Source organism: Alkalihalobacterium sp. APHAB7, assembly GCF_048323755.1.
Taxonomy (GTDB): domain Bacteria; phylum Bacillota; class Bacilli; order Bacillales; family Bacillaceae_F; genus Alkalihalobacterium.
The window spans coordinates 354038-379828 of the sequence record NZ_JBLWFS010000001.1; the positions used below are offsets into that span (position 1 = coordinate 354038).

Sequence of the window (25791 nt, forward strand, 5' to 3'; positions counted from 1 at the left end):
CCTTGAAAACACTCATCATCATCCAAGCACGAATGGGCTCAAGCCGCTTACCAGGAAAAATACTAAAACCGCTTGGCGATACAGTTGTTCTCGATTATGTCGTTTCGCGTTGTCGACAAGTTAGAGATGTGATGGATGTGATTGTCGCCACATCAATACTTCCACAAGATGATGCCATCGAAAAATGGTGTGACGAGAACGATGTCACCTGTTTCAGAGGATCGGAAGACGATGTGCTGTCTAGATACTACGAGTGTGCGAAGCCTTATCAACCCGATTATGTCATCCGAGTAACGTCGGATTGCCCGTTTGTTGATTTTGAAATGGCCAATGAAATTATTGAGACGATGGTAAAAGATCCAGCTGATTATGTTAAGGTAAATGGTGAATTACCTCGTGGACTCGTTGTTGAACTGTTTGCCTTTTCAGCATTGGAATATATCCATGAACATGGCAAAGAACTGCGGCATCGTGAACATGTGACATACTATGGATATGAGTATGCAGAAGACTTCAATTTTACACCTTATGAAGCACCAATAAGGAAACGACACCCTGAATTACGTATTACATTAGACACGCTAGAAGACTATGAACTGTGCAAAGCGATAGCCGAACATTTTATAGGGGACAAGCTCGTTTCCTCACAGGCAGTCATTGACTTTTTGTTAACTCATCCAAACGTTGCTCAACTGAATGCACATATTGAGCAAAAGCCTGTACTTTAACTTTAAACAAATCATAAAGTGGTGATAAAAATGAACATCGTTTTCCGTGTTGATGCTTCAATAAAAATAGGGACGGGCCATGTACTTCGTTGTTTAACATTGGCCCGTATGCTGCACGATCATCATCCAGGCGTGCAGATTTTTTTTGTTTGCCGTACAGAAGATGGACACCTAAGTGACTATATTCGGGAACAAGGTTTTCAAGTCCTTGAACTTGACAGTAATACGAGCCTTGACGCTTTGTTAGATGCAAAAGAAACCTTTCTGAAAGTCGCTCACTTAAAGAAGATAGATTGGGTAGTCGTAGATCATTATCAACTGGACATTGCCTGGGAAAAGGAAATAAAAAACCATGTTTCTAGGCTTCTCGTTATCGATGATTTAGCCAACCGGCTGCATGATTGTGATATCCTGCTTGATCAAAACTATTTTGCTAATTATAAAACTAGATATGAAGGTCTCGTTCCGAACGCATGTAAGTTGTTCTTAGGGCCGCAATACCTACTGCTTCGCCCTGAATTTAAAGTGGCTTTACGAAAAGGGAGGCAGGAAAAAACTGAAAAAAGGCTTCTCATTTTTTACGGTGGCAGTGATCCTACGAATGAAACAGAAAAGCTGTTAGAAGCTCTCAAATCCATTCCAACTTATAATTTTATCATTGATGTCGTTGTTGGGACGGCTAATCCGAAAAGACATCGTATTAAGCAGTTGGCTAATGAGATGGGTGCTAACTATTATTGTCAAATCGATTATCTTGCAGAGTTGATGACCAAGGCATGTTTTTCACTAGGTGCTGGAGGTGTAACGATGTGGGAAAGGTGTTTTCTCGGCGTACCTTCATATGTAACCGTTGTAGCTAAAAATCAGCTTCAATCTACAGAAGCGGCATCACAATATGGAGCCGTATACAATGTGGGTTGGCATGAGGAGATAAATTCCGTCACCTATACAAGAATTATTAAAAAAGCACTTTCGAATGATCGATCCCATGCTGTAATGAGAGAAAAATCGTTTGAGCTTATGAACAGTAACGAAAATCAGGAAAAGCATCCTGTGACTTTGCAAATAATTGATAGTTAATTAAAAGGTTTGGGATAATAAGACGATATAAGAATATGTAGAAATTAAAGGTTTTTATTAATACATAGAGGTGTTTTCATGAAAGGAATACAAATAGGCAAGCGTTTAATTGGAAAAGACCAAAAACCATTTATTATCGCTGAAATGTCTGGAAATCATAATCAATCTCTGGATCGTGCGTTAGAAATTGTAGAAAAGGCTGCAGAAGCTGGCGTTGATGCAGTGAAGCTGCAAACGTACACTGCTGAAACAATGACCCTTGATGTGAATGAAGGAGAATTTTTCATAGACGATGAGAAAAGTTTGTGGAGAGGGAATTCTCTTTATGATTTATATAAAGAAGCGTATACACCTTGGGAATGGCACAAGGCGATTTTTGATCGATGCCACGAGTTAGGGTTAATTGCCTTTAGTTCTCCGTTTGATGAGACGGCTGTCGACTTTTTAGAAAGATTAGATGTGCCTTGTTATAAAATTGCTTCGTTTGAAAATGTTGATATTCCTCTTATCAAAAAAGTAGCAGCAACTGGAAAGCCAATGATCATGTCGACTGGGATGGCTTCTGTTTCGGAATTGGATGAAGCGGTTCGCGCAGCAAGAGAAGCTGGATGTACACAACTCATTTTATTAAAATGTACGAGCACTTATCCCGCAAGCCCTGAAAATACAAACTTAGCAACATTACCTCATCTGCGTGAATTGTTTGGATGCCAGGTGGGCTTATCCGACCATACGATGGGTGTTGGCGTTGCTGTAGCAAGTGTCGTTTTCGGTGCAACAGTTATTGAAAAGCATTTTACGTTATCACGGGCTGAAGGTGGTGTAGATTCTGCCTTTTCAATGGAACCAGCTGAAATGAAATCGTTAGTTATTGAAACGGAAAGAGCATGGCAAAGTATTGGGACAATTCAATATGGACCTACTGAAGCAGAGGTTCCTTCTTTAAAGCACAGAAGGTCTTTGTATATTGCTGAAGATTTACAACCAGGTGACGTGTTAACGAAAGAAAATGTACGAGCAATCCGTCCGGGTCTCGGGTTACCACCTAAATACATAGAACAACTATTAGGTAAAAAAGTGAAACAAAGTGTAAAAAAAGGAACACCACTTCAATTAGACCTTCTATTAGATTAAAAATTTAACGAAAATGATACAGGATATAAGCTAGAAAGGGGAAGTTAGTTCATGAACGTTATTGTAACTGGTGGAGCAGGATTTATTGGACGTTGGGTTGTAAAGCGTCTATTGGATGACGGACACCATGTAACTGTCATTGATGATTTATCCAATGGTCAAAAAGAAAACCTTGTCGAATTCGAAGGAAATAACAATTTAAAAAGTGTAGTTATTGGTGATCTCAAAAATGAAGAGCTATTAGAAGAACTATTTGCTAAGGGTGATTTTTCTATATGTTATCACTTAGGCGCTTCAATTAATGTACAAGATTCGATTGATGATCCAAGGACAACTTTTTTTAATGATACAGTGGGTACATTCTATGTGATGGAGCAGTGTAAAAAGAGAAATATAAAAGTTGTATTTATGAGTACGTGTATGGTTTATGACCGTTGTTATGATGAAACAGGGATTACGGAAAAGCATCCGACGAAACCTGCTTCACCTTATGCTGGGGCAAAAGTGGCGGCTGAAAACATGGTTTTATCCTACTTTTATGCTTACGGGTTACCGACTGTCGTTGTTCGCCCGTTTAACACCTATGGACCTTTTCAAAAAACTGGTGGTGAAGGTGGAGTCGTTGCCATTTTTATTAATAAAAAGTTGAATGATGAAATCTTACAGATATACGGGGACGGTACACAAACTAGAGACCTTCTTTATGTTGAAGACTGCGCTCGTTTTGTCGTTGAAGCAGGTTATTCGGATAAAGTGAATGGGGAAATTATTAACGCAGGATTAGGCCGCGATATTTCCGTTAATGAATTAGCACAGCTGATCGTTCAGGATCCGACAAAAATTGAACATGTTGACCATATACACCCGCAGAGTGAAATTCAAAAATTATTGTGTAACTATGGAAAAGCACAAGACCTGTTAGGGTGGAAACCGGAAATCTCTTTAGAAGAAGGGGTTGCAAGAACAGAGGCTTGGATTAAAGAAGGTTATTTATTAAAATAATAGTGTGACTGTTACTAAGCTTGGAGGGTAAAAATGTGTTAGCGATTCATGGGGGAGAACCCGTCCGCAAAGATTATTTAGATTATGGAAAGCAATGGATTGATGAAGATGATATTGAGTCCGTTCTAATGACGTTAAAAAGCCCAATGCTCACTCAAGGCCCAATGGTTGAAGCATTTGAACAAAAGGTAGCAGATTATGTGGGGGCTAAATATGCTGTTGCTTTTTCTAATGGAACGGCGGCCCTGCATGGGGCTTATTATGCAGCGGGGATTCGATGCGGAGATGAAGTGATTACAACTCCAATCACATTTGTCGCAACTTCAAACTGTGCACTATATCTTGGGGCAAGGCCGATATTTGCTGACATAGATAACGCTACATATAACCTCGATCCATTGAAAGTGGAAAAATTAATTACTGAAAGAACGAAAGCAATTGTACCTGTCGATTTCACGGGACAGCCAGCAGATTATGAAGCGTTTAGGAAATTAGCTGATGAAAATAACTTAGTCCTGATAGGGGACGGTGCTCACTCATTTGGAGCATCTTTCAAAGGGAAAAGAGTGGGTGTTCAAGCTGATATGACGATGTTTAGCTTTCATCCGGTGAAGCCGATTACGACGGGGGAAGGTGGAATCATTGTTACGAATTCCGCAGAGTACTATGAAAAGTTACGTCTTTTTCGCTCTCATGGAATCACAAAAGCCAATATAGCGGAAAATGAAGGCCCGTGGTACTATGAAATGGTCGACCTTGGCATGAACTATCGAATGACTGATATTCAAGCAGCGTTAGGCTATTCACAACTTGATAAACTGGAAGTTTTTATTGAACGCCGCAGGGAAATTGCAGCTCGTTATACAGCGGCTTTCTCTAAAGAAGAGGCACTTGTTACTCCGGATCAGTTCCAATCATCTAGTTCGGGTTGGCACTTATATATGTTACGGTTTGTGTTAGATCAATTAACAGTTGATCGAAAGAATATTTTTGAAGCGTTACGAGCAGAAAATATTGGCGTTCATGTCCATTATATCCCCGTTCATACTCAGCCCTATTATCAAAAATTAGGTTATCAAAAAGGAATCTGCCCTATTGCTGAAAAATGGTATGAAGAAGTGATTACATTACCGATCTTTCCTAAGATGAAAGAACAAGATATAGATGATGTCATATGTGCGGTTTTAAAAGTAGTAAATGCTTTTAAAAAATGTTTGGTTTAAACTGTGTAGAGAATTTTCTATACAGTTTTTTTCTGCACTAAAAAATATTAAATATTATGTCGCAACTTACCGATATAAATAATAATAGAATATACCTGAGGGGATGAAAATTTTCATGGAAGTTAAATCGAATATCTCACAAACAATGCATTCGTTTCAACAACCTAAGAATATACAAAACCAGGAACTAGTCATTGAAAGCCGGTTAAATCAAGACTTGATGGAAAAAGCAAGACATGAAACAAAAGAAGTAAAAAAGTTTACGATTGATGATATAGAAACTCAATTGGAATCTATGAATCAAATGATGGAAGCGAAGAATACTGGTTTGAAGTTTAATTTTCATGAAGATTTAGAGCGGATCTATGTACAAGTGGTAGATCGCCAAACGGATGAGGTAATTAAAGAAATTCCACCAGAGAAGTTTCTAGATATGGTTTCGTCGATGTTAGATTTTATGGGGCTAATGATCGATCAAAGAATATAAGTAATTAACAGTAATAAGGAGTTGAATGATGGATGCGGATCGGTGGACTTGCTTCTGGGATGGATACCCATCAAATTATAGATGACTTAATGCGAGCAGAAAGAATGCCGCTTAATAAAGTACAACAAAGAAAACAAACGGTTGAATGGCAAAGAGATGCTTATCGTGAAGTTAACCTTAAAATTAGTTCTTTAAGGGAGTCGCTAAGGGCAAAAGGATTAGCTTTGCAAAGTACATTCTTTCAAAAAAAGATTACGAGCACAAATGAAAATGCCGTTTCAGCGGTATCTGTAGGGACTCCGTCGAATGTTACTAATCGCTTAGAAGTCCATCAAATCGCAACTAGTGCTACTTGGGTTTCAGATCAAGCGGTTCAAGATAATGTGAAAACCACACAAGCCAGAGATTGGGGAGGGTTAACTTTCGATGCTGAAGGTAAAGCTACACTTTCTTTTAGTGTAACTGAACCAGGTGCTGATACTCCAAGAGCGGCAACGGTTGTAATTAACGAATCGGACAAGTTATCAGATGTAATGTCTAAAATTAATGGTTCAAACCTTGGAGTAACTGCTTTTTTTGATAGTCACAGTGAACAAGTCATATTATCTAACAAAAAAACAGGTGAAGGTGCCAACATCCAAGTTTTAGATGAGAACACGGCTAATTTAATGAATAAATTAGGTTTTGATGTGCCTACACCTACTGAAGAGACTTCTTCTGCACTTAGTGGTAAAACAGATGGGACAAATGCGGAATTCTCTATTAACGGGTTTCGAACGGAGAGAACTTCAAACACATTCACGATAAATGATATGAGATATACGTTAAAAGAAGTAACAACGGGCCCTGTTAATATTTCAACAACTACAGATACAGATAAAATCTATGATGCGATCATGAAGTTTGTGGAAGATTATAATGAGCTTGTGGATACGATGAATGGTAAGATTAGGGAAGATCGATTCCGTGACTTTCCGCCATTAACAGATGAACAAAAAGAAGCGATGAGTGAACGAGAAATCGAACAGTGGGAAGAAAAGGCAATGAGTGGGCTTCTCCGTAATGATTCCATCCTGTCCAATGGGTTAAGTCAAATGCGTACTCAAATGTTTGGCAGTATTAGTGGAGATAAAATTGGGGCTTTTAAACAGTTGTCTTCTATTGGTTTAGTGAGTTCAAGAGAATATTTCGATGGAGGTAAAATTATCCTTGACCCGGAAAGAAGGACCGTCGCTGATGGTAGAAGGCTAAATGGGGAAGAGCGCCTTAGAGAAGCGATTGAAAATAACCCAGAGGATCTGTTTAAATTATTTATGGCTAATGGTGAAGGGATGGGCGAAAGTGGAGTTATTCGTCGCTTAACAAGAACATTTGATTCCACAATGGAACAGATCAACCAAAGAGCGGGTAGAGAAGGACGACAAAATCATCAATTTACGTTAGGAAGAGAAATAATTACAATAGATGATCGTATTTCTAATTTTGAACGACGTCTCCAACAATTAGAACAAAGATATTGGAATCAATTCACAGCGCTAGAAACAGCTATGCAAAAAATGAACTCTCAGGCTGAGCAAATGTTTTCGATGTTATTCGGAAATCAGCAATAGATATATATTATAATTCGATTTTAGAAGGGATGAAATCATGGCAGCAACAAATCCGTATGCAACTTATAAGCAAAAGGCAATGAATACCACATCACCGGGTGAACTGACATTAATGTTATATAACGGATGCTTAAAGTTTATCAAACGTGCTGAACAGGCGATTGAAAATAAGAATATTGAAGGCCAGAATTTAAATTTAATTAAGGCCCAAGATATTATTCGTGAATTAATGGTTACACTGAAAACTGACAGTGAAGTTGGGCAAAATATGTTAAGAGTTTATGACTTTATTTTAAGTAAATTAGTGGATGCTAATGTCAACGCAGATCTAAAAGCTTTGAAAGAAGCGGAAGAATTTGTTACTGAGTTTAGAGACACTTGGAAAGAAGTACTCATCATTGATCGAAAAGCTCGTCATGGTGAAGGCGGCCAAGCATAATGACGTCAGTTAAAGATCTTTTTCTTTCGACGAAGCGGTTGTTAGACTATCTAGAAAAGCCAATGGAGAAAGAAGAAAGAGACGATTATATAGAGCAGTTGCAAGAACATATCGACGAGCGTCAACAACTGATTGAAAACTTTAATGGAAAACCGCAAACATCCGAAGAGAAAAAAATGGCCGTATTAATGGTCGAATGGAATAAAAAAATCAACGAGTCTTTAAACAGTCATCTACTGACGGTAAGGACAGATATTACTCAACTTAAGAAGCAAAAAGACACAGGAAAGAAATATGAAAACTCATATGATCATGAACCCATAGATGGCTTTTTCTTTGATAAGAGGAAGTAACAACAGGACAAATTTCTTGCTATTAAAAAAAGCACTCCTTCAAATGTACTGCACCCCAAAAGTTAGAGTGAAAAACTAACTTTTGGGGTGTTTTTTTGAATAAATACCACTACTATTGGACTACTAAAATTTGAATAGGAAAGACATACAAAACTATTACTAATACATCACCAATTGAGTTGAGAAACCTGCCGACAGTTGCATGTAAATTGTTCTAACATACTCAACAAAAAGTTTATCTCTAACCCCTTTGAAAATTAATAAATTCAATTAATACGTTTTGGTAAGAGCTGGTTTCCAATTACCTAGGAAAGTTCCTAGCCTACTATCAAATCAATAAAAAATATTTAAAAGTGTGAGCAAAAGAAATGATAAATTAGCTTACCGGCAATTTTAAAAAGCTTTAAGCCAAAAAGCCTTTTCATAAAACAGTTAAATATAAGTTTTATATGCTAAAAAGAATGGTGCGAAAGATGTAGTATTTTGGATAAATTCCTTGTTAATCCGTTTTATGTAAATTATAATGACTTTATATCTATTAACAAAGTTTTATCTAATAACTATTTTAATATAATGAGGTGAATTCTCTTGAAAAGGGAAAAAAAGAAATCCTTCTTCGATAGTTTTATGAATAAAAATAAACATAATGAGGAGTCATTTGAAGCCTTTCCTGAGCCAATAGACCGGCAAGAGGAAGCGGTGAAAGATGAGATAGAATTAGAAGCCTCGATCGAAACACATGAAAGAAATCACCTGGAAAGCTCCCCAGCGGAAGCAGTTATTATTCAAGATCATTCAAATGAAGATCATTTACTAGAGTCTAATAAAGTAGATGAGGTAGTCGATGAAATAGAACTACTACCTAAAGCGATGTCGAACATTGAAAATCAAAACATTGAAAACCCTCCTTTAGAAAATGAAAATATCCAAGAACTCGAACACAACGATGAAAATCTGGAGAAATCCTCCTCGAGAATTGAACAGTTAGAAGCAAAGGTAAAAGAACTGACGGAAAGACTGGAACAAAAAGAGCAACCTAAAGCAGAGAAAACAGAACCAGTCACTGAAACAGTTACAGAACAGATAGAAGAACCGTTGCCTGACAACAATGAAGCTCTTTTAGAAATACGATCAGAAATGACTAAATTACAAGAACTGCAAAAATCGTTAAATGCTGATTTTATGGCGAAGTTAAAATATGATCAACATAAAGAAAGTTTAATTGATCGATTACATAATGAAGTTCAAGAGTATAAGCAGGACCTTGTCAAAAGCACGATGATGCCAGTGATCAACGACTTAATTATGGTAATAGACGGCATTCAGAAATTGACTGAAAACCACCGTTCTTCAGAACAGCCAGTTGATCCTGAAAAAATTCTGAAGCAAATGGAAATGATCACGGGCGATATTGAAGAAGTTCTTTATCGACAAGGCGTTGAGCCATACGAGAGCTTAGAAGATACATTTAATCCATTAAAACAAAAAGTCCACTCGACTGAAGTGACTCAAGATGCAGAGAATGAAAAGAAGATTGCTAGAAGATACCGTAAAGGTTATGAGTGGGATGGGAAGAATATCCGAAAAGAGTTTGTTTCTGTTTATACGTTAGATAAAAAAGCCAAAGTTAATTCCGACTAAACATAGTGCAAATCAAAGGAGAGAATAGATGATGACTGAACAATTAAAAAAGGTATTTGGTATAGATTTAGGAACTACATATTCTTGTATTTCTTACGTAGATGAAAATAATAAAGCAGTAATCGTCCCTAATGCTGAAGGGGAGCGAATTACGCCGTCTGTCGTATATTTTGAAGAAGGCGGTAACAACATTATCGTCGGTGAAGCGGCAAAGGAAATTTCAAAAATGTACCCCGAAGAAGTGGTTTCTTTCGTTAAGCGTTCAATGGGAGATGAAAACTTTGTTTTCTTCCACGAAGACACAGAATACCGCCCGGAAGAAATATCGGCAAGAATTTTAAGAAAGCTAGTAAATGATGCACAGGAGACTCTTGGGGAAACGATAGAAGATGTCGTTATCACTTGCCCTGCTTACTTTGGAATAAACGAGCGTGAGGCTACGAAACGTGCGGGTGAAATTGCGGGTTTAAATGTCATTCAAATTATTAATGAGCCAACAGCAGCTGCGATTGCTTATGGTTTTACAGATAACCCAGATGACCAAGAGGAAAAGACAATTCTAGTTTATGACCTAGGGGGAGGGACGTTTGACATTACAATGATCAAAGTTTCTTCTGAGAAGATTGAAGTTGTTGTAACAGGCGGGGATCATAACTTAGGCGGTAAAGATTGGGATGACACCATTATTAATTATCTCGTTGAGCAATACCATGAACAAACAGGAAAAGACGATGATATTTTACTAGATCCAGAGACTTTCCAAGAATTGCAACTTGCAGCAGAAAAAGCGAAAAAAACGCTTACTCAACGAACGAAAACTGGAATTGCTTTTACTCATGGTACAGATCGTGTGAAAGTTGAATTAACGAAAGAGAAATTTGAAGAACTGACAGCTCATTTGACGGAACGAACGGTGAGTTTAACGAATTTAATGCTAGATGAGGCGAAAAAAAAAGGTGTAGAAGGGTTCGACGACATCATTCTTGTTGGTGGTTCTACACGTATGCCGCAAATCAGTGAAGCGATCACGAAAGAATTTGGCAAGCTTCCAGTAACCTTCGATCCAGACGAGGCTGTTTCAAAAGGTGCTGCTTTATTTGGTCATCAGTCAATCATTAAAGATGAAATTATTAAAATTTATAACTCGATGGCGACGGAAAACGTAGAAGGGCCGACATTTAGTCTTGGAAGTGATACAAGCGGTGCGGATAAAGAAATTCTTGGCGAAGCAGCGAATGAAGTAGCATCGAAATTTAATTTCTCACTTGGTGGAGTGAAAAGTGCATTAAATAAAACCATTATTAACGTTTCAAGTAAAAGCTTCGGTATTGTTGCTTACAACGAAGATGACGAACAAGTTGTGTTTAACATTATCTATAAGAACGATCAAGTTCCGACAGAAGTAACAGAAACGTTTACAACCAGGGAAGATAATCAAGAAAACGTTGAGATTACGATTAAAGAGAATGAAGTATCTGAACAACAGTTAGCCATTGAGGATGCAACTGAAATCGGTATGGCTTTATTAGATATGCCTCCTGGGCTGCCACGAGGCTCAGAACTAGATGTGACTTTTAAACTAAACGAGGAAGGCCGTTTAGAAGTAACAGCAGTCGAAAGCACAGAATCCCGCCAAGTCTCAACAACGGTTGAAACAAAGTCAGTTATCTCGGGTGAAGAGTTGGAAGCTGCGAAAGAACGCAGCAAGGCGGTTAAGGTAAGCTAATGGGTAAAAACATGAGTTATCGAATCGGAATTGACTTAGGAACGACATTTTCAGTCATTAGTTACGTCGATGAGCATGGAAAACCGAAAATTATTAAGAATGCTGAGGGGAAAACGACGACCCCCTCAGTCATCTACTTTGGTGAATCTGAACCTATAGTTGGAGAAGAGGCGAAAGAAAGACAGGCATTTGGTGATATTGAAGTCGCTTCTTTTTTTAAGCGCTCTATGGGTGATGACTCTTTTGTGGAGTTTTTTAACGATCAAGAATACTCGGCCACTGATCTTGCGGCTATTGTCTTAAAAAAGTTAAAAAAAGATGCAGAGGCAGTATTAGGGGGAACGGTGAATGAAGCGGTAATCACCGTTCCTGCTTATTTTGAAAATAAACAACGGTTAGAAACAATGCGTGCAGGTGAAATGGCAGGTTTAAAGGTTAGTGCCATTATTAATGAACCTACAGCCGCATCACTAGCCTATGGAATAGATCAAACTGAAAATCAAACGTTAATCGTTTATGACCTCGGTGGTGGAACGTTCGATGTCACGATCGTTGAAGTTTCCGCTGAACGAATAAAAGTGTTAGCAACGGCTGGCGATCATTCTCTTGGCGGGAAAGATTGGGATGACCGTATTGTGTCCTACGTTACGGAACAATTTGAAGAAGTACACGGGATTGATCCTCTTGCGAACTTTGAAACGATGAATGATTTAATTATTAAAGGGGAGCAAGCTAAGAAAACGTTAACGACTCGATCAACTACCTCTATTCCTATTGTATGTAACGGTGTAAGAGACCAATTCACGATTTCTAGAGAATTGTTTGAAGAGCTGACGGAGGATTTGCTCGAGCGCACGTGGAGTCTTACGAATCAAGCGCTCAACCAAGCCGATTTGCGTTGGGATCAAGTGAGTAATGTCCTGCTAGTTGGTGGGTCTACACGGATGCCGATGGTTTCAGAGTATATTCAAGCGAAAACGGGGTCACCACCTTTGAATGGAGTTCACCCTGATGAAGCTGTTGCATTAGGCGCGGCTATTCAAGCTGATATGTCACGTGGGGAAACGAAACGTCCTAAACTATCGTTAGGCAGTCAAAAGAAAATAGAAGATGTAATGAGTCATAGTCTAGGAATGATTGCTATTAATAAGAACGGCGATCGTTACCTAAATTCCATTATACTTCCGAAAAATGTGTCGATCCCTTCGACAAGAAAGAAAACATATCAAATCGAAACGAACCCAGTTAGAAACAATAGTTTGGAAGTTTATACGACTCAGGGAGAGAGTAATAATCCACTAGAATGTACAATTGTCGGAAAATATAAAATTCAGAATATCCCTCATAACACAAACGGACTGGCTGTTCTAGAAGTTTCCTATTCCTATGATGCAAATGGCGTTGTACAAGTAAGTGCGGAGGATAAATCAAGCGGCGTTCTTTTACCGGCAAAAGAAGAAGATGTTCCAAGTGATCTAAGTTGGTTGTCGCAAGCACCAAAGCAACAAGAAGAAGTTCTTGTAAAACCGCCGTTATCTGTATGTATTGCTTTAGATTTATCTGGAAGTATGGCAGGTGCACCACTGGCTGAAGCTCAGCAAGCGGCAAGAGAGTTTATCAATAAACTCGACTTCTCAAATACAACTGCAGGTTTAATTGGCTTCTCCGATCGAACTTTGATTGTTCAAGACATGATTTCTGACCCAGAAGCATTGAACGATAGCATTGATAGATACTCTTTACATTTCCACCAAAATGATACGGGTTTTGGTAACTTAGCAGAACCGTTTACCGATACAGTCCAACTATTGAAAGATAAGGATGGTCATAAATTCCTTATCGTGTTAACGGACGGCATGTGGTCTAATCAAACAAATGCGATTAAGCAGGCAAAAGCCTGTCACGACGAAGGTATAGAAGTTATAGCCGTTGGATTTGGTAGTGCAAATAAAGAATTCTTAACAGAAATTGCGACGTCAGAAGAAAGTGCCTTGTTTACAAATCTCACAGAGCTCGTAGAATCCTTCTCAAAAATAGCCCAAGTATTAAGTGATCAAAATCTCTTGGCCACCAAAAAGAAAGCGGGCGGATTAAGAATCTTTAGGTGAAAGGATAAGTAAGTATTATGTCTAGAAAAAACTTTTTCTTACTGCTAGAAATGGATTTTAATAACATCCCAGAAGATGAAAATGAGATTAAAAACAAGATTAAAAGAAAGCGTGCAGAATGGTCAAAACTAAGAAACCATCCTGGCCGAAGTACAGAAGCGAAGGCGAATCTCGAACTCGTCAGTGAAATTGAAGCGGTCATGTTAGACCCTGATATGCGTTTAGAAGAAGCCGAAGCTGCAAGAGAGATGAAAAAAAGAGAAGCGCTTGAAAAGGAGCGAGAAGCTTTTTCTGCTGTCGATAAAATGGTTCAAATTTTATCTGTAAGAGGGTGGATTTATGAAAGTGAAGTAGCCGATATGGTGAAAAGCTTCCATTTGTCTGAAAGCCAAGTGAAAAGCCGAATCTCACTACCTGTCAAAGCTGCATCAAGTAAACAAAATCAACGGCGAGAGATAACAGTTGACACATCTAAGGCAAAGAAAATTGCAGAGCTTTGTGAAAACATAGGGGTGAACTCGGTTCATCCAGGTGGGGTGCCTAGTTTATACGACTTTCTGCAAGTTTCACCGACCTCAAGTCTTGATACGTTGCTAGAAACTGCAGATGAAAAGTATAAAGAGTTATCGAAAAAAAGACGAGATGCAAAAAGTGAGTATGAAACAAAGCTTCAATCCTATTGTAAATCGATCTTTCAGCGAGAACGAAAGGAATACGATCTTGCATTAATTCAATTGCGACTTGAAAGTTTAAAAGAAACGATTCAGATCGCTACATCCTCATCGACATTAGATGATATCGTCTTTGAGCAGATTGTCAAAGAAGGAATGAGCTTAGGTGTAACGCAAGAAGAAGTAACTTCGTTTATAACTGGATACTGTGCTCAAAATCATATTACGGTCGGAAGTAACAATAACACTAAGAAACAAAAGAAACTGAAGCAGTGTGGACATTGTGGGTTAGTTAATGGAGAACATGATAAGTATTGTTCTAGATGTGCAAACGAATTAGAAGTGACTTGTTCATCTTGTAAGAGCATCGTGCCATCGACAGCCCATGTTTGCAGCAGTTGTGGCTTTGAAGTCGGCGACTTATATAAATGGAAGAAAGTCATACGTGAAGCGAATTATCATCTATCGGTAGATGAGGTTGAAATTGCAGAACGTCTATATCATCAAGTATTAAGTCGCTGGACTGATAACGTGGAAGTAAAGAAAAAATTAATGGAAGTGCAACGTAAACAACAAGACCAAGAAAGCAAGATTGCTAGAATAATGAGTTTAGTCGAAAATAAGCGGTTCTATGCAGCTAGGAGTGAACTGTTAAGAATGAAACGGACGATCGAGCAATCCGTTACTCTTAAAAGTATAGAAGAAGTTTGCAGAGATCATATTCTGTCTGCAGAAAGTTTATTAAAACGTGCTCGAAACTTACAAGATGAAAACCAAGCTTCTCAATATTATATGAAAGCGATGGAAATTGCCGCTGATTGTAAAGAGGCAAACGATATGATTGCAAAATGGCCACCGGAGTCACCGAAAAGCTTGCAAGTTACCCCTCGTGCTGCTGAAATTCATTTGAAATGGCAACCAAGTGAATCGCCCGGAACGATCCATTACCGTGTCCTGCGTAAAAAAGGAAGCGAGGTATTACATAGTACAGATGGCGAAATCATTCAAGAAAACGTGAAATCTTCATTTGTAGATAATAGTGCAGAAGGTGGTGCTCCATACTTCTACGGTGTGTTTGCCGTTCGAGGTCAAACCGTTTCAGAAAAAGGAATGGTCCAAGGACCGTTTCTTCGTCGTCCAGAGGTGGCAGATGTGACGATTCATCAAGATGACAGCGTCATTGAATTAAATTGGACAACGCCAAAAGGAGCAACTTCTGTTGAAGTATGGCGGAAAGAAGGGGCTGTACCAACAAACAGACAGGATGGGACGAAGTTAAAAGGCGTTACACTGGATGGTGTAAAGGACGATACTGTAACTTTTGGCAAGACATATGGATTTCGAATTGTCGTACGTTATGGAACAGAAGAAGCAGCTACTTTTTCGGAAGGTGTAAGTTTACAGTCAAAAGCTATTCGTCTACCTAAAGTTGTCGGTGACTTCACAATTAAACGCGAAGGCAATGGAGTTTTTGTTGAGATACCGGAAATGAATGATGAAGTTCGTATCTATTATGCTAATCAACCTTTTACTTATAAAAAAGGAGAGACCTGCCCAATCGATAAATTGCCTCAGCTCGGAGACAAGGTTGATTTCTCTGAGAAGAAGGCCGCATTTGTAAAAGTTAACTTAAGAAAGCCATTGTACTTCATACCCGTTTCATTCAATGAAGAGGTAGCTGTCTTCGGAGAAATGAAAGTCTCAAAAGACCACCCTGAAGTCAGCAATATCTTTCATAAAGTAGAGCAAAACTCACTCATTGTTCAGTGGATATGGCCAGATAAAATCAAACGGGTAATCGTTGCTTATCGTAAAGATGCATTTCCTGTATCGCATGACGATCCACAAGCAACTAAAATACAGATTGAAAAAGGAAGCTATGAGTTGTTAGACGGCTACAAAATTTCTAGTCGTGAACAAGATTATTATTTTACAATATTTACCGTTTATGAAGAAGGGGACGATGTTATCTACTCGAACGGAGAACAGTATTTATGCTTAAATACGAAGCCAGTAGAGATTAGTTATGAAATTAATACGTCCAGCTTTTTCAAGAAAAAAATAAGAGTTTCGCTGTCGACAGATACAGCAGTAACATTACCTGGTTTAGTTTTAGTGAAAAAGGCATTATCACCTCCAACGAGTAAAACGGATGGAAAAGAAATTTATCGTATACCAGGAAACGAAGAAATGATTCGAACAATGCAAGTAGATATTCCATCTGAACACTTTGAAAAAAACATGTACGCAAGGCTCTTCTTTATTAATGATAAGGAAGCACCGAAAGTACGACTGCAGCCAAAAGGCGGAAAAGATGTATTACGACTTTGGTAAGGGATAAAAAAAGACGAAAAAAGAGGGACGAGAAATATGGTAATAGATAAAGTACTTAAGAAAGATTACATTTGTCCATATTGTTTTAACCGTCATAAGTTACATGATGTGAAATTTCGTTGTAAGAGTGAGTCAGAAGAATGCATACCTGAACCTGATGAGGTTTTTTCGAACTTTAAGGGTTTTAATCGACCAAGAGATATGGGGCATGTCTTTCGCTCGTCGAATCAAAGTGGAGCGTTCGGAAATTTCATAAAAGGAATGCCGGAAGATGCTAATTGTGATCAATGTGGAGAAAACTCAACGGTAAAAATTTGTCCTAGCTGTCATTCTGAACTACCATCTACTATTGGACAATATGAGGACTTAATCTTTGCAGTAATTGGGGTTAAGGAAACGGGCAAGAGTCATTATATTTCTGTCTTAATTGATAAAATTAAACGAGAAATTGGGGATAGTTATGAATGTAACTTACATCCAATTGATGATGAAACGATTAACCGTTACCGAGATGACTTTTGGACGCCTGTTTTTAAGAAACGAGAAACGATCCACGCGACCCGCTCTGGTCGTTCTGACGAAAAAGTTCGTAGACCTCTATTGTATACTTTGCAATTCACTAAGAAAAACATGTTACAAAAAACAGTCATTCATAAGGTTATTACTTTAGCCTTTTTTGATGCTGCAGGAGAAGACTTGGACCAAGAAGATACGATGCTAACGGTTAATAAGTACATATATAATTCAGCGGGAGTTATTTTGTTACTTGATCCTCTGCAATTGGATTCTGTTAGAAATTCATTGAGTGATAGTACTCGCCTTCCTAATGTAAATTCGGATAGTTTAGAAATACTTTTCCGATTAACCAACTTAATACGTAAAGCAAAAAACTTAAAGCAAAATGAAAAAATTCAAATTCCATTGGCCATCGCTTTTTCTAAGATTGATGCGGTTCAAAAAATACTAGATCCGTCTAGTGCTTTAAATTTTCCAAGCTATCATACGAATGGTTCGTTTGATTTAAGAGACTTTGAGAATGTTCATGCTGAAATCGAGACATTGGTTAAGGAGTGGACAGAGACGGGAATGACACGCTCACTTGAGACGAACTATAAAAATTATGGTTTCTTTGGTCTTTCGTCATTAGGCTATAACCCTGATATGGATATGAAGATTAAGGATTTTAAACCTTACCGTGTAGAGGATCCGTTCCTTTGGTTACTCTATAAGCACAAAATAATAAAAGGGACAAAGAGAAAGTGAGGTCAGGGCGATGAAGTTACTTCAACTGTATTATACGTCTTGTCAACGAGGACGCTCCCCTGGAAGTGGGTTCCAAGTCTATTCTGCTTCTGAAGGTCTAACAGAAGAGGAGATCTTGGAAATTGAACGTTATGGAGTGTATATTCCACCGACTCATTTACCGGGACATCCGACGGAAGAAGAGATAAAAACAAAATACCCAGTCGCCTTCTCCTTCTTTCAATTAAAAAGTGGAAGGTATGGTATTTGTCAGTCAGTCTATATCGGGAAGGATTATTCAGGAAGGTATGGGAACTATTTTTCTCACGCTTTAATACTCGAAGAAGGTGAATGGCCGTTTGATCCTATTTTGTTATATAAATCGCCTGATCTTCGCACGAGTTTGACCCTGGCAGAACAAGAGATTAGTTATGCACCAAGTCCACTACCTCCATTGGCTTCTATTCAACTAGGGACAGAAATCACGGAAGAAAAAGTGAATAAATTCATAAGCAATGAACGGAATAAAGATGTACTTACTGGGATGTTAAATGCCCTTATAGAGGAAAAGGGGGCACCTGGGTCTCTTTTTATAACCGCTGAACCGAATGAAATTCCGTTATGGGTCGCTGCTGTTCGCCTAGCGCTTCCATTACAATTGACGCAACAACTATTTTTTACTACCTATTCTTATGATCCTGAGAGAGAGAATTTTGTTATTAATGCTACCTTAGATGAAGGTGTACGTTTCAACTTCAAAGATCGCGGACTGTATTCACAATTGAATATGTTTAATATGAAAGAAGATAGTGTTAGTCAAATTAATAGTCATTTCAGTTATCCTAATCAAATGGTAGGAAAGCCAGAGCTTGTCAAGAAGTTTGAAGTCTTTCTAAAGGACTACAAACATTCACAGGTAAATGGTGACCTGGATAAGGCGCTGATACTCTTTACTCTGCAACATTCACCTTCCGCAATGTTAAGTGAAAGTAATTGGCTGGATGCGATCAGTTATGCGAGACGTTACCTTCAAGAAGACGCATTTTCAAAGTTTATGGAGAAAGTACCAGTAGATCAACTAAGTGATATTCCTTCACGAAGTAATCTAGAAGCAGTTAAAGAAATCGCTCTGTTCCTCTTTGAAACAGCAAACATCACGAAACTAGAGGCTCATCACGAGAAGGCAACCGACTTTTTGATCGAAGCACTAGATGTCAAGATGACAGAAGCAAGAGATGAAACAACCATCAAATCGATCGAACGATTTTTTGAGGACATATATAAAGAAATTGTAGAGAGGCAATATGTCTACAATTTCTTTCTTTCACCTGAACGATTAGACCTGTTAAGGAAACAGCTACAGCAGATGAACGATAGGGAAAAAGAAAGAGTTTACCACCAAAAGGTTATTCAGTTCATTACTGAAACGAATACTGAGTGGAGAGACCTTCACACAAGTCAAAAGGATTTCATCATTCGATATTTACCGGGCGAGATTCAATATAACCAAATCTGCACAGGATCCTTTTTTGCACAAATGATCATCTATTGGGGTCAACGAGTGACTAATCATCGTTCTCTTGATCTCATCAAGAAAGAGATCGACACAGCTACTCACCAAAGTATGTGGGAAGACGAAGTATTTCGTACATTAGAAAAGGATAAAGAAGGAAGAAAATTACTATTCCTTATATTTACTAAAGAGATAGAGGCGGCAAAGGTCAAAACAGATTATCTGAATCTATATTTAAAAAAGATCATTAAGTTTAATCAATTTTTGGGGGAGCATTCAAAAGATATCCTCTCAAAATATAAAGATGAAGTTTTAATTGGCAAACCTTTTGATGAACTGATCAAACTGTTTTCGAATAAGGGGCTCGTTCATCTTTTAGAACAGAATGGTATATTAAAATCACTTATGAAAGAAAGCGATCTAATACTGCCATTCCATGAGGGGTTACAAGAAAAGAGAGAACAACTGGTTACACTAAACAATAAATACCTTGAATTGATAGATAAAGATCATAAGAAACTAGTACTGGCTATTGAGACAATCGATCTCAAACAGAAGAAGAAATATGACACAGATTATCTTAAAAGCTTCGTATCTGCAGCAATGAAAGAACTAGACAAACGGGAATATAAGGATTATTTATTATGGGCCCTTCCTGATTTAATGCCGGCTTTCTATCAAGACAGAAAAGATTTCAGTGATTTAGTGAAAAAAATAGATAGAGTAGAATTTACTCCAACTTTGATCGAGTCACTACAAAAATTAAAAGAAACGCAAAAGTTAAAACATTCACCGAATTTCTTTGCAGAATACTTCTCCTTGCTTAATGATCGAGAAGCTGATGAGTATAGCCGATCAGCTAAAGAAGAAATGAAAAAATACCTCATTGAAAACCCGAATGAAGGGAAAAAGATTGATGAGATATTTAAGAATGTAAAAGGTAATCCCAAGGTTAAAAAGGCGTGGCAAAGCTTTTATAAAGAAGCGCAAAAAGAACGTGGGAATGCTTTTATGAGATCGGTGAAAAAATTAATGGGGCGTTAATGTAAGGGTGAGTTATTATGAAAGAATATGTTTATAGAACATATTTTGTCTTAAGTGGTCTGTTTTTACTAATAGGGATTGCCTATTGGTCAACAGACGTATACACATTAGATTTTCGTAAGTTAGTAGGTATATCAGGTAGTTTGTTATTTCTTCTACTAGGAATGTATACGCGAAACTACCTTTTTTCGTTTATTGGTTATGGTGCTTTTATATGGGGATTTGCCCCGCTTATTCATTTTCACCTTTACCCAGGTTCGTATTTTAACGAGTCGTATTTGCTTTATTTTGCGTTAGCTGTTGTCTTATTCATCATCAAACCGCCAGCTACTTTTTTAAGTGGATTCATGTACAGCTTTTTAGGTGTGTATCTTTACCGCTGTCTATCTGATTATTTTGCTTCAAGTGAAAGCTTTTCTATTGATGTGTTTTATAATATTGATCTTTTAGCCTTTACTTTTAGTGATTATATTTGGGTTTATTTGTTAATAGGGTATGTCACTAGTGTATTACCTTATTACGTCAACAGGCAAAGTACGGACGAACCAAGATTTCACTTTGTTACGTTGTTCCCGGTATTTCTAACGACGTTTCCTTTTCAAGTTTTGGTAGGAGTATCAGCGGGTCTTTACCGGTCACTGATGAACTATAAAAATGTGTTTCAAATGAATGTCATCAAGGAAACAGAAGAAGAGGCTAGGAAGAATGGTCAACCGGCCTATCAAAACTATTGGTTCAGAAAAGCTTTCAAAGATATTAGAAGTGCCTATCGAAATACGCTCCAAGTAAACATGACTAGCATGAAGAGGTTTAATCTTACATCTAATCATTTGAAGAGTGTATATGGAAATTGTTTAGGGATGATTCCGTTTGTCACCTGGCGAATAGGTGCTATATCCGTTGTATGTTTAGGTTTTGTACTTTTAACTATATTTTCTTTGTTTCATTTGATCGTTGTAGGATTGATATCTTCTGTTACGTATATTTATCTAGCTATTTTTTATTTATTAGATCAATTCCATTTGAAGTCCAAAAAGGTGAATACGGTTTGTCCTAGCTGTTATCATAAGTCGGAACTTCCAGATTACCTATGTTTTAATTGTGGGACAGTTCATTCCAATTTGCGACCAGGATTATTTGGCGTTCGAAACAGAAAGTGCCAATGTGGACAAGACATACCGGCTGCTTATCTTACACAACGCCATCAACTGCATTCAGTCTGTAAAGAGTGTCATAAACCGTTACATACGAAAGAAGCAACTCCATTTTGTGTATCTGTAATTGGTGGACCTTTGTCTGGAAAAACTTCGTTTGTGACGTCTACAATTCAACAGTTACGACACAAGGTAGCGCCTGAGCGAGGCTGGGACGTAGAGTTTTTAAACGAAGATGATAAGGTACTTCATGAGCAAAAAGTTAACGGAATGCAAAGTGGACACTTTCCGGCGAAAACAAGTGAGACGAAGCCTTTTGCCATGAATGTGAAGTTAACAAATAAAAGTTGGAGAAACGATAAACTTCTTTATTTTTATGATCCTGCTGGTGAAGCGTACAGTAATACAAAAGAGTTAGCGAGGCACAGTTATTACGACTATTTGGATGGTTTAATTCTAGTGATTGATCCGTTTGCTTTACCAAATTTAGCAAGTGAGTTAGAGGAAGAACTTCGCGATCATCCTTCCAAAGTAAACCAATCGGCTGAGCTTTTAGATGATACCTTTGATAAGTTAATGGTTCATCTTGCTAAAAATATTGGAATAAAGGAAAATAAGAAGTTAAACATTCCGTTAGCAATTGTAATAAATAAGGTAGATGCATTTGGTTTAGAAGAAAGAATATCATCTTATGAAGTAAGCAGTACGATAGATAATGAAACCGGGCAATCGTTAGACAATCCTCCTAAGAGCGAGTTAGAGAGAGTGAATAATGATTGCAAAGCCTTTCTTTCATCTGTCGGCTACCAGTTTTTTGTTAATCAATTGGAAAGTAAATTTAGTAAGTATCAATTTTTTCTGTCCAGCTCTGTATCAACTTCAAGGTCTGAGAACAATGACAGTACAAAACCGTTGTTGTGGTTATTAAAACAGCGGGGCGAAATTAAATAAATAAGTATAATAAATGATGGCCAACCCCTTTTAAATAAAGGTTTGGCCATCATTTTGTTAAGTGTATTCTTTTCAACAATCATTATATCGATTGCCTCATCAAGTGATTTCGTTGTTTGCTACTCTTTTGATTTTTCACTTCTTCATACTGATTTAATAGTTCATCCAATTCCTTACTGATCTGAAGGGTTCTCGCAGATGATATTCCATAGGTTAATGAATACTCTAACATTTGCTGCCGCTTTTGCTCTATTTGAATTTCTAACTGTTTTAAATCTACCATCTCATATCTCCATCACTAGGAATTTAACACTATGAATACCCTACCATATACCTACCAAAATTGGAATAGAGTACACAATAATGTCACCACCTAATTTCGGGTTAAACAATCTGACAAAGTTTCTAAAAATCTCCATAATCTCTTCAGGAAATTATACCAGGAAAAAGATACAATGGAGGTAACAAATTAGACGAAATTTCATGAAATAGAAGGATCTGCTTTAACGATTTTAAGTCGTTACATTAGAGTCTTCTAATTTCATAAGGAATTAATAGTTGAAAAAACATCATAGTTCAGTTGGACTTCTGGGGAGGTAGTGAGTTGGAAGAAAAAAAGTGGTACAACGTAGAAGCTGGGCACGTCTTAGAACAGATAAAAACCGACGAGAAACAAGGGCTTACGAACGAAGAGGCAACGGCGAGGCAGGCGCAGTACGGGAAAAATGAACTTCCTGTCGGAAAGGTCGAGCCGAAATGGAAGAAGTTTTTCAAGCATTTTCATGATGTTTTGATTTATGTGTTACTCGCGGCTGCGCTCATCACCGTTGTTTTAGGTCATTATATTGATACGGCGGTTATTTTACTCGTTGCGATTATTAATGCTGTGATTGGTTACGTTCAAGAAAATAAAGCGGAAAAAGCGCTGGATGGCATCCGGAACATGCTTTCCTTGAAGGCGAATGTCATTCGAGGCGGTCTTCGGACGGAAGTTGCTTCCAAGGAATTGGTTCCTGGTGACATAGTGTTGTTACGTGCTGGAGACAAAATCCCCGCTGATCTTCGGGTGTTGAGAGCGGACAATTTAAAAGTGGAAGAGTCTCCTTTAACCGGGGAGTCGGTGTCGGTAGAGAAAAGAACCGAGACGTTGCCGGAGGATACAGTTCTAGGTGATCGAAAAAATATGGTGTTTTCCGGAACGTCGATTGCTTCCGGTTCAGGAATGGGAGTTGTGGTCGCTACAGGAGAGCAAACCGAGATTGGAAAAATCAATACATCGATGACTCAGGTGGAAGAGCTGCAAACGCCGCTTTTAAAACAAACTGCGAAATTTGGGAAAATGATTTCTGTCGTTATTTTATTTGGGGCAGCGGCGATGTTTCTATTTGGTTACACCTTCCATGACTATGAGGCGTCAGAACTGTTGCTTGCCGTCATTGGGCTTGCGGTAGCGGCGATTCCTGAAGGGTTGCCGGCGATCTTGTCGATTATTTTAGCTTTGGGTGTTCAAACGATGGCGAGTAACAATGCGATTGTGCGGAACTTGCCGTCGGTTGAAACGTTAGGTGCGGTGTCTGTCATTTGTTCGGACAAGACAGGTACGTTGACGAAAAATGAAATGACGGTGACTTCGTTAATCTTAGCGGAAAAAGAGTTTACGATTACTGGAACAGGGTATGAACCGGTCGGTCGAATAGAGCACGAAGGTCAAGAAGCGGATCTGGAGACAGATGCAGCTTTAAAAGACTTTTTAACGTGTGTAAAAACGGTCAATGAAGCGAGTCTTTATCAAGATGAGCAAGGGCAGTGGGTGATTAATGGGGAGCCGACGGAAAGCTGCTTAGTGACAGTAGCTGAAAAAGCGAACCAACCGGTCGCGAAGTTAGAGTCGCTTTCAAAAATCCCATTCGACTCCGCTTATAAATATATGGCTTCTTTAGTAGAAGTGAATGGAGAAAAAGTGATTTATGTAAAAGGAGCTCCTGACCGTCTGTTTGAAATGGCGGGACTAGAAGCAGGCTCAAGTGAAAAAACGTTGTGGGAAGGAAAGATGAAGAAGCAGGCGCAGATGGGGAAACGGGTCATTGGAGCGGCGATGAAAAAAGTAAGTTCTGACGTTACCTCAATTGATCATGTCGACGTGCAGTCGGGACTGACGTTGCTCGGATTAGCTGGAATTATCGATCCTCCTCGAGAAGAAGCGATTGTGGCAGTTTCGGAATGTAAGAAGGCCGGCATTGTCGTCAAAATGATTACGGGCGATCATAAAGAAACGGCAATTGCGATTGGAAACCAGCTCGGAATCGGTGATGGCACGCAGGCAATTGAAGGGCGCGAACTCGATCAGATGACACCCGAACAATTAAAGCAAGCAGCCGTTGACTATGATGTCTTCGCTCGAACGAGTCCTGAAAACAAACTGCAACTCGTGCAAGCGTTACAAGAACACGGACATATTTGTGCGATGACCGGGGATGGTGTCAATGATGCACCGGCGCTAAAGCGGGCTGATATCGGTGTAGCGATGGGCATCAAAGGGACCGAGGTTTCCAAAGATGCTTCGCAAATGGTGCTTGTCGATGATAATTTTAGAACGATTGTTAATGCGGTGCGGGAAGGCCGGCGTGTTTATGATAATTTAAAGAAGACAATTCTGTTTATTTTACCGACGAATGGGGCTGAGGCGTTTCTGATCTTTGCGGCTATATTGTTCGGGACGATGATGCCATTAACTCCTGTACAAATCCTTTGGGTGAACATGATTACGGCCGTGACGATTTCCTTGGCGATTGCTTTTGAGAAGTTAGAAAAAGGAACGATGGAACGCCCACCGCGGGAGCCGAATACGAAGCTGTTAAGTCCTTATTATATTTTCCGGATCGTCTTTGTATCGCTGTTGATCGGCGGCGGAATTTTAGCGATGAACGCTGAGTTAATGAACAACGGTTATGACCAAGCGACGGTGAACACCGTGACACTCCAAGCGTTAGTAATTGCTCAATTATTTCATTTGTTCAACTGTAGAAGCGAACGAAACTTTGCCCTGACGAAAGACTTTTTTACGAATAAAGTCGCGTTTATCGTCGCAGGACTTCTCATTATCATTCAGTTAGGCGTTACCTATCTTCCGTTCATGAACACGGTATTAGGAACGGTACCTATTCCCGCCGATTACTGGATCATTCCGGTCCTCATCGGGTTTGCCGTCTTTGTAATCGTTGAGATTGAAAAGTGGATAACGAGGAAAGTTGTAGCAGCACGAGCAAGTCGATAAGGCAGTGAAGGGTAAGAAGAAATAAACGTTAATAATCGGTACGCGGCACCTTTAGTGTATGAAAGGTGCCACGTACC

At 38.7% G+C, this 25791-nt stretch carries 18 protein-coding genes; 17 read left to right on the forward strand and 1 reads right to left on the reverse strand.

The features are described 5' to 3' along the window. Window positions 1-2: 2 nt before the first annotated feature. From ACNSTQ_RS01545 to ACNSTQ_RS01620, 16 genes are all read left to right on the forward strand, one after another. A complete protein-coding gene (locus tag ACNSTQ_RS01545; protein ID WP_418198092.1) occupies window positions 3-728 on the forward strand; it encodes a cytidylyltransferase domain-containing protein in 726 nt (241 codons plus the stop codon). A gap of 30 nt (window positions 729-758) precedes the next feature. Then, window positions 759-1808 carry a UDP-2,4-diacetamido-2,4,6-trideoxy-beta-L-altropyranose hydrolase gene (pseG, locus tag ACNSTQ_RS01550; protein ID WP_418198093.1) on the forward strand — a complete coding sequence of 350 codons (1050 nt, stop codon included), beginning with the start codon at window positions 759-761 and terminating at the stop codon, window positions 1806-1808. 78 nt (window positions 1809-1886) lie between these two features. Further along, on the forward strand, window positions 1887-2942 hold the full coding sequence (gene pseI, locus ACNSTQ_RS01555; protein ID WP_418198094.1) for a pseudaminic acid synthase: 1056 nt from the start codon (window positions 1887-1889) through the stop codon (window positions 2940-2942). Between the two features lie 51 nt (window positions 2943-2993). Beyond that, entirely contained in the window at window positions 2994-3944 is a 951-nt protein-coding gene (locus ACNSTQ_RS01560; RefSeq protein WP_418198095.1) for a GDP-mannose 4,6-dehydratase, read from the forward strand. A 35-nt stretch (window positions 3945-3979) separates the two neighbouring features. Next, complete coding sequence (pseC, locus tag ACNSTQ_RS01565) at window positions 3980-5167, forward strand: UDP-4-amino-4,6-dideoxy-N-acetyl-beta-L-altrosamine transaminase (protein WP_418198096.1); 1188 nt, start codon at window positions 3980-3982, stop codon at window positions 5165-5167. A gap of 115 nt (window positions 5168-5282) precedes the next feature. Next, entirely contained in the window at window positions 5283-5654 is a 372-nt protein-coding gene (locus ACNSTQ_RS01570; protein WP_418198097.1) for a flagellar protein FlaG, read from the forward strand. Window positions 5655-5686: 32 nt separating this feature from the next. Continuing rightward, entirely contained in the window at window positions 5687-7264 is a 1578-nt protein-coding gene (locus ACNSTQ_RS01575; protein WP_418198098.1) for a flagellar hook-associated protein 2, read from the forward strand. Between the two features lie 37 nt (window positions 7265-7301). Next, window positions 7302-7703: a flagellar export chaperone FliS gene (gene fliS / locus ACNSTQ_RS01580; RefSeq protein ID WP_418198099.1), complete on the forward strand. Its 402-nt coding sequence runs from the start codon at window positions 7302-7304 to the stop codon at window positions 7701-7703. Beyond that, entirely contained in the window at window positions 7703-8056 is a 354-nt protein-coding gene (locus ACNSTQ_RS01585; protein WP_418198100.1) for a hypothetical protein, read from the forward strand. The genes fliS and ACNSTQ_RS01585 overlap by 1 nt, the downstream gene beginning before the upstream one ends. Before the next feature lie 588 nt (window positions 8057-8644). Continuing rightward, window positions 8645-9697: a nucleotide exchange factor GrpE gene (locus ACNSTQ_RS01590; RefSeq protein ID WP_418198101.1), complete on the forward strand. Its 1053-nt coding sequence runs from the start codon at window positions 8645-8647 to the stop codon at window positions 9695-9697. Between the two features lie 28 nt (window positions 9698-9725). Beyond that, the gene (locus ACNSTQ_RS01595; RefSeq protein WP_418198102.1) at window positions 9726-11423 is read left to right on the forward strand and encodes an Hsp70 family protein; all 1698 of its coding nucleotides are present in this window, start codon (window positions 9726-9728) and stop codon (window positions 11421-11423) included. Between the two features lie 11 nt (window positions 11424-11434). After that, window positions 11435-13531: an Hsp70 family protein gene (locus tag ACNSTQ_RS01600; protein WP_418198103.1), complete on the forward strand. Its 2097-nt coding sequence runs from the start codon at window positions 11435-11437 to the stop codon at window positions 13529-13531. Window positions 13532-13548: 17 nt separating this feature from the next. Further along, window positions 13549-16536 carry a double zinc ribbon domain-containing protein gene (locus ACNSTQ_RS01605; RefSeq protein ID WP_418198104.1) on the forward strand — a complete coding sequence of 996 codons (2988 nt, stop codon included), beginning with the start codon at window positions 13549-13551 and terminating at the stop codon, window positions 16534-16536. Between the two features lie 36 nt (window positions 16537-16572). Beyond that, a complete protein-coding gene (locus ACNSTQ_RS01610) occupies window positions 16573-17799 on the forward strand; it encodes a TRAFAC clade GTPase domain-containing protein (RefSeq protein WP_418198105.1) in 1227 nt (408 codons plus the stop codon). A gap of 10 nt (window positions 17800-17809) precedes the next feature. Further along, a complete protein-coding gene (locus tag ACNSTQ_RS01615; RefSeq protein WP_418198106.1) occupies window positions 17810-20335 on the forward strand; it encodes a hypothetical protein in 2526 nt (841 codons plus the stop codon). 17 nt (window positions 20336-20352) lie between these two features. Beyond that, on the forward strand, window positions 20353-22440 hold the full coding sequence (locus ACNSTQ_RS01620) for a TRAFAC clade GTPase domain-containing protein (RefSeq protein WP_418198107.1): 2088 nt from the start codon (window positions 20353-20355) through the stop codon (window positions 22438-22440). A gap of 82 nt (window positions 22441-22522) precedes the next feature. Here ACNSTQ_RS01620 and ACNSTQ_RS01625 read toward each other — a convergent pair whose 3' ends face one another. Then, window positions 22523-22723: a Spo0E family sporulation regulatory protein-aspartic acid phosphatase gene (locus ACNSTQ_RS01625; protein ID WP_418198108.1), complete on the reverse strand. Its 201-nt coding sequence runs from the start codon at window positions 22721-22723 to the stop codon at window positions 22523-22525. A gap of 321 nt (window positions 22724-23044) precedes the next feature. On the opposite strand from ACNSTQ_RS01625, the gene ACNSTQ_RS01630 reads away from it, so the two are divergent. Beyond that, window positions 23045-25714, forward strand: coding sequence for a cation-transporting P-type ATPase (locus ACNSTQ_RS01630; protein WP_418198109.1), 2670 nt, complete (start codon window positions 23045-23047; stop codon window positions 25712-25714). Window positions 25715-25791: the final 77 nt, after the last annotated feature.

Bases quoted from the DNA above. Each gene is read 5' to 3' on its own strand.
- ACNSTQ_RS01610 (WP_418198105.1), top strand. From the start codon at position 16,573: ATGGTAATAGATAAAGTACTTAAGAAAGATTACATTTGTCCATATTGT.
- pseI (WP_418198094.1), top strand. From the start codon at position 1,887: ATGAAAGGAATACAAATAGGCAAGCGTTTAATTGGAAAAGACCAAAAA.
- ACNSTQ_RS01605 (WP_418198104.1), top strand. From the start codon at position 13,549: ATGTCTAGAAAAAACTTTTTCTTACTGCTAGAAATGGATTTTAATAAC.
- fliS (WP_418198099.1), top strand. From the start codon at position 7,302: ATGGCAGCAACAAATCCGTATGCAACTTATAAGCAAAAGGCAATGAAT.
- ACNSTQ_RS01615 (WP_418198106.1), top strand. From the start codon at position 17,810: ATGAAGTTACTTCAACTGTATTATACGTCTTGTCAACGAGGACGCTCC.
- ACNSTQ_RS01625 (WP_418198108.1), bottom strand. From the start codon at position 22,723: ATGGTAGATTTAAAACAGTTAGAAATTCAAATAGAGCAAAAGCGGCAG.
- ACNSTQ_RS01570 (WP_418198097.1), top strand. From the start codon at position 5,283: ATGGAAGTTAAATCGAATATCTCACAAACAATGCATTCGTTTCAACAA.
- ACNSTQ_RS01560 (WP_418198095.1), top strand. From the start codon at position 2,994: ATGAACGTTATTGTAACTGGTGGAGCAGGATTTATTGGACGTTGGGTT.
- ACNSTQ_RS01595 (WP_418198102.1), top strand. From the start codon at position 9,726: ATGATGACTGAACAATTAAAAAAGGTATTTGGTATAGATTTAGGAACT.
- ACNSTQ_RS01575 (WP_418198098.1), top strand. From the start codon at position 5,687: ATGCGGATCGGTGGACTTGCTTCTGGGATGGATACCCATCAAATTATA.
- ACNSTQ_RS01585 (WP_418198100.1), top strand. From the start codon at position 7,703: ATGACGTCAGTTAAAGATCTTTTTCTTTCGACGAAGCGGTTGTTAGAC.
- ACNSTQ_RS01620 (WP_418198107.1), top strand. From the start codon at position 20,353: ATGAAAGAATATGTTTATAGAACATATTTTGTCTTAAGTGGTCTGTTT.
- ACNSTQ_RS01600 (WP_418198103.1), top strand. From the start codon at position 11,435: ATGAGTTATCGAATCGGAATTGACTTAGGAACGACATTTTCAGTCATT.
- pseG (WP_418198093.1), top strand. From the start codon at position 759: ATGAACATCGTTTTCCGTGTTGATGCTTCAATAAAAATAGGGACGGGC.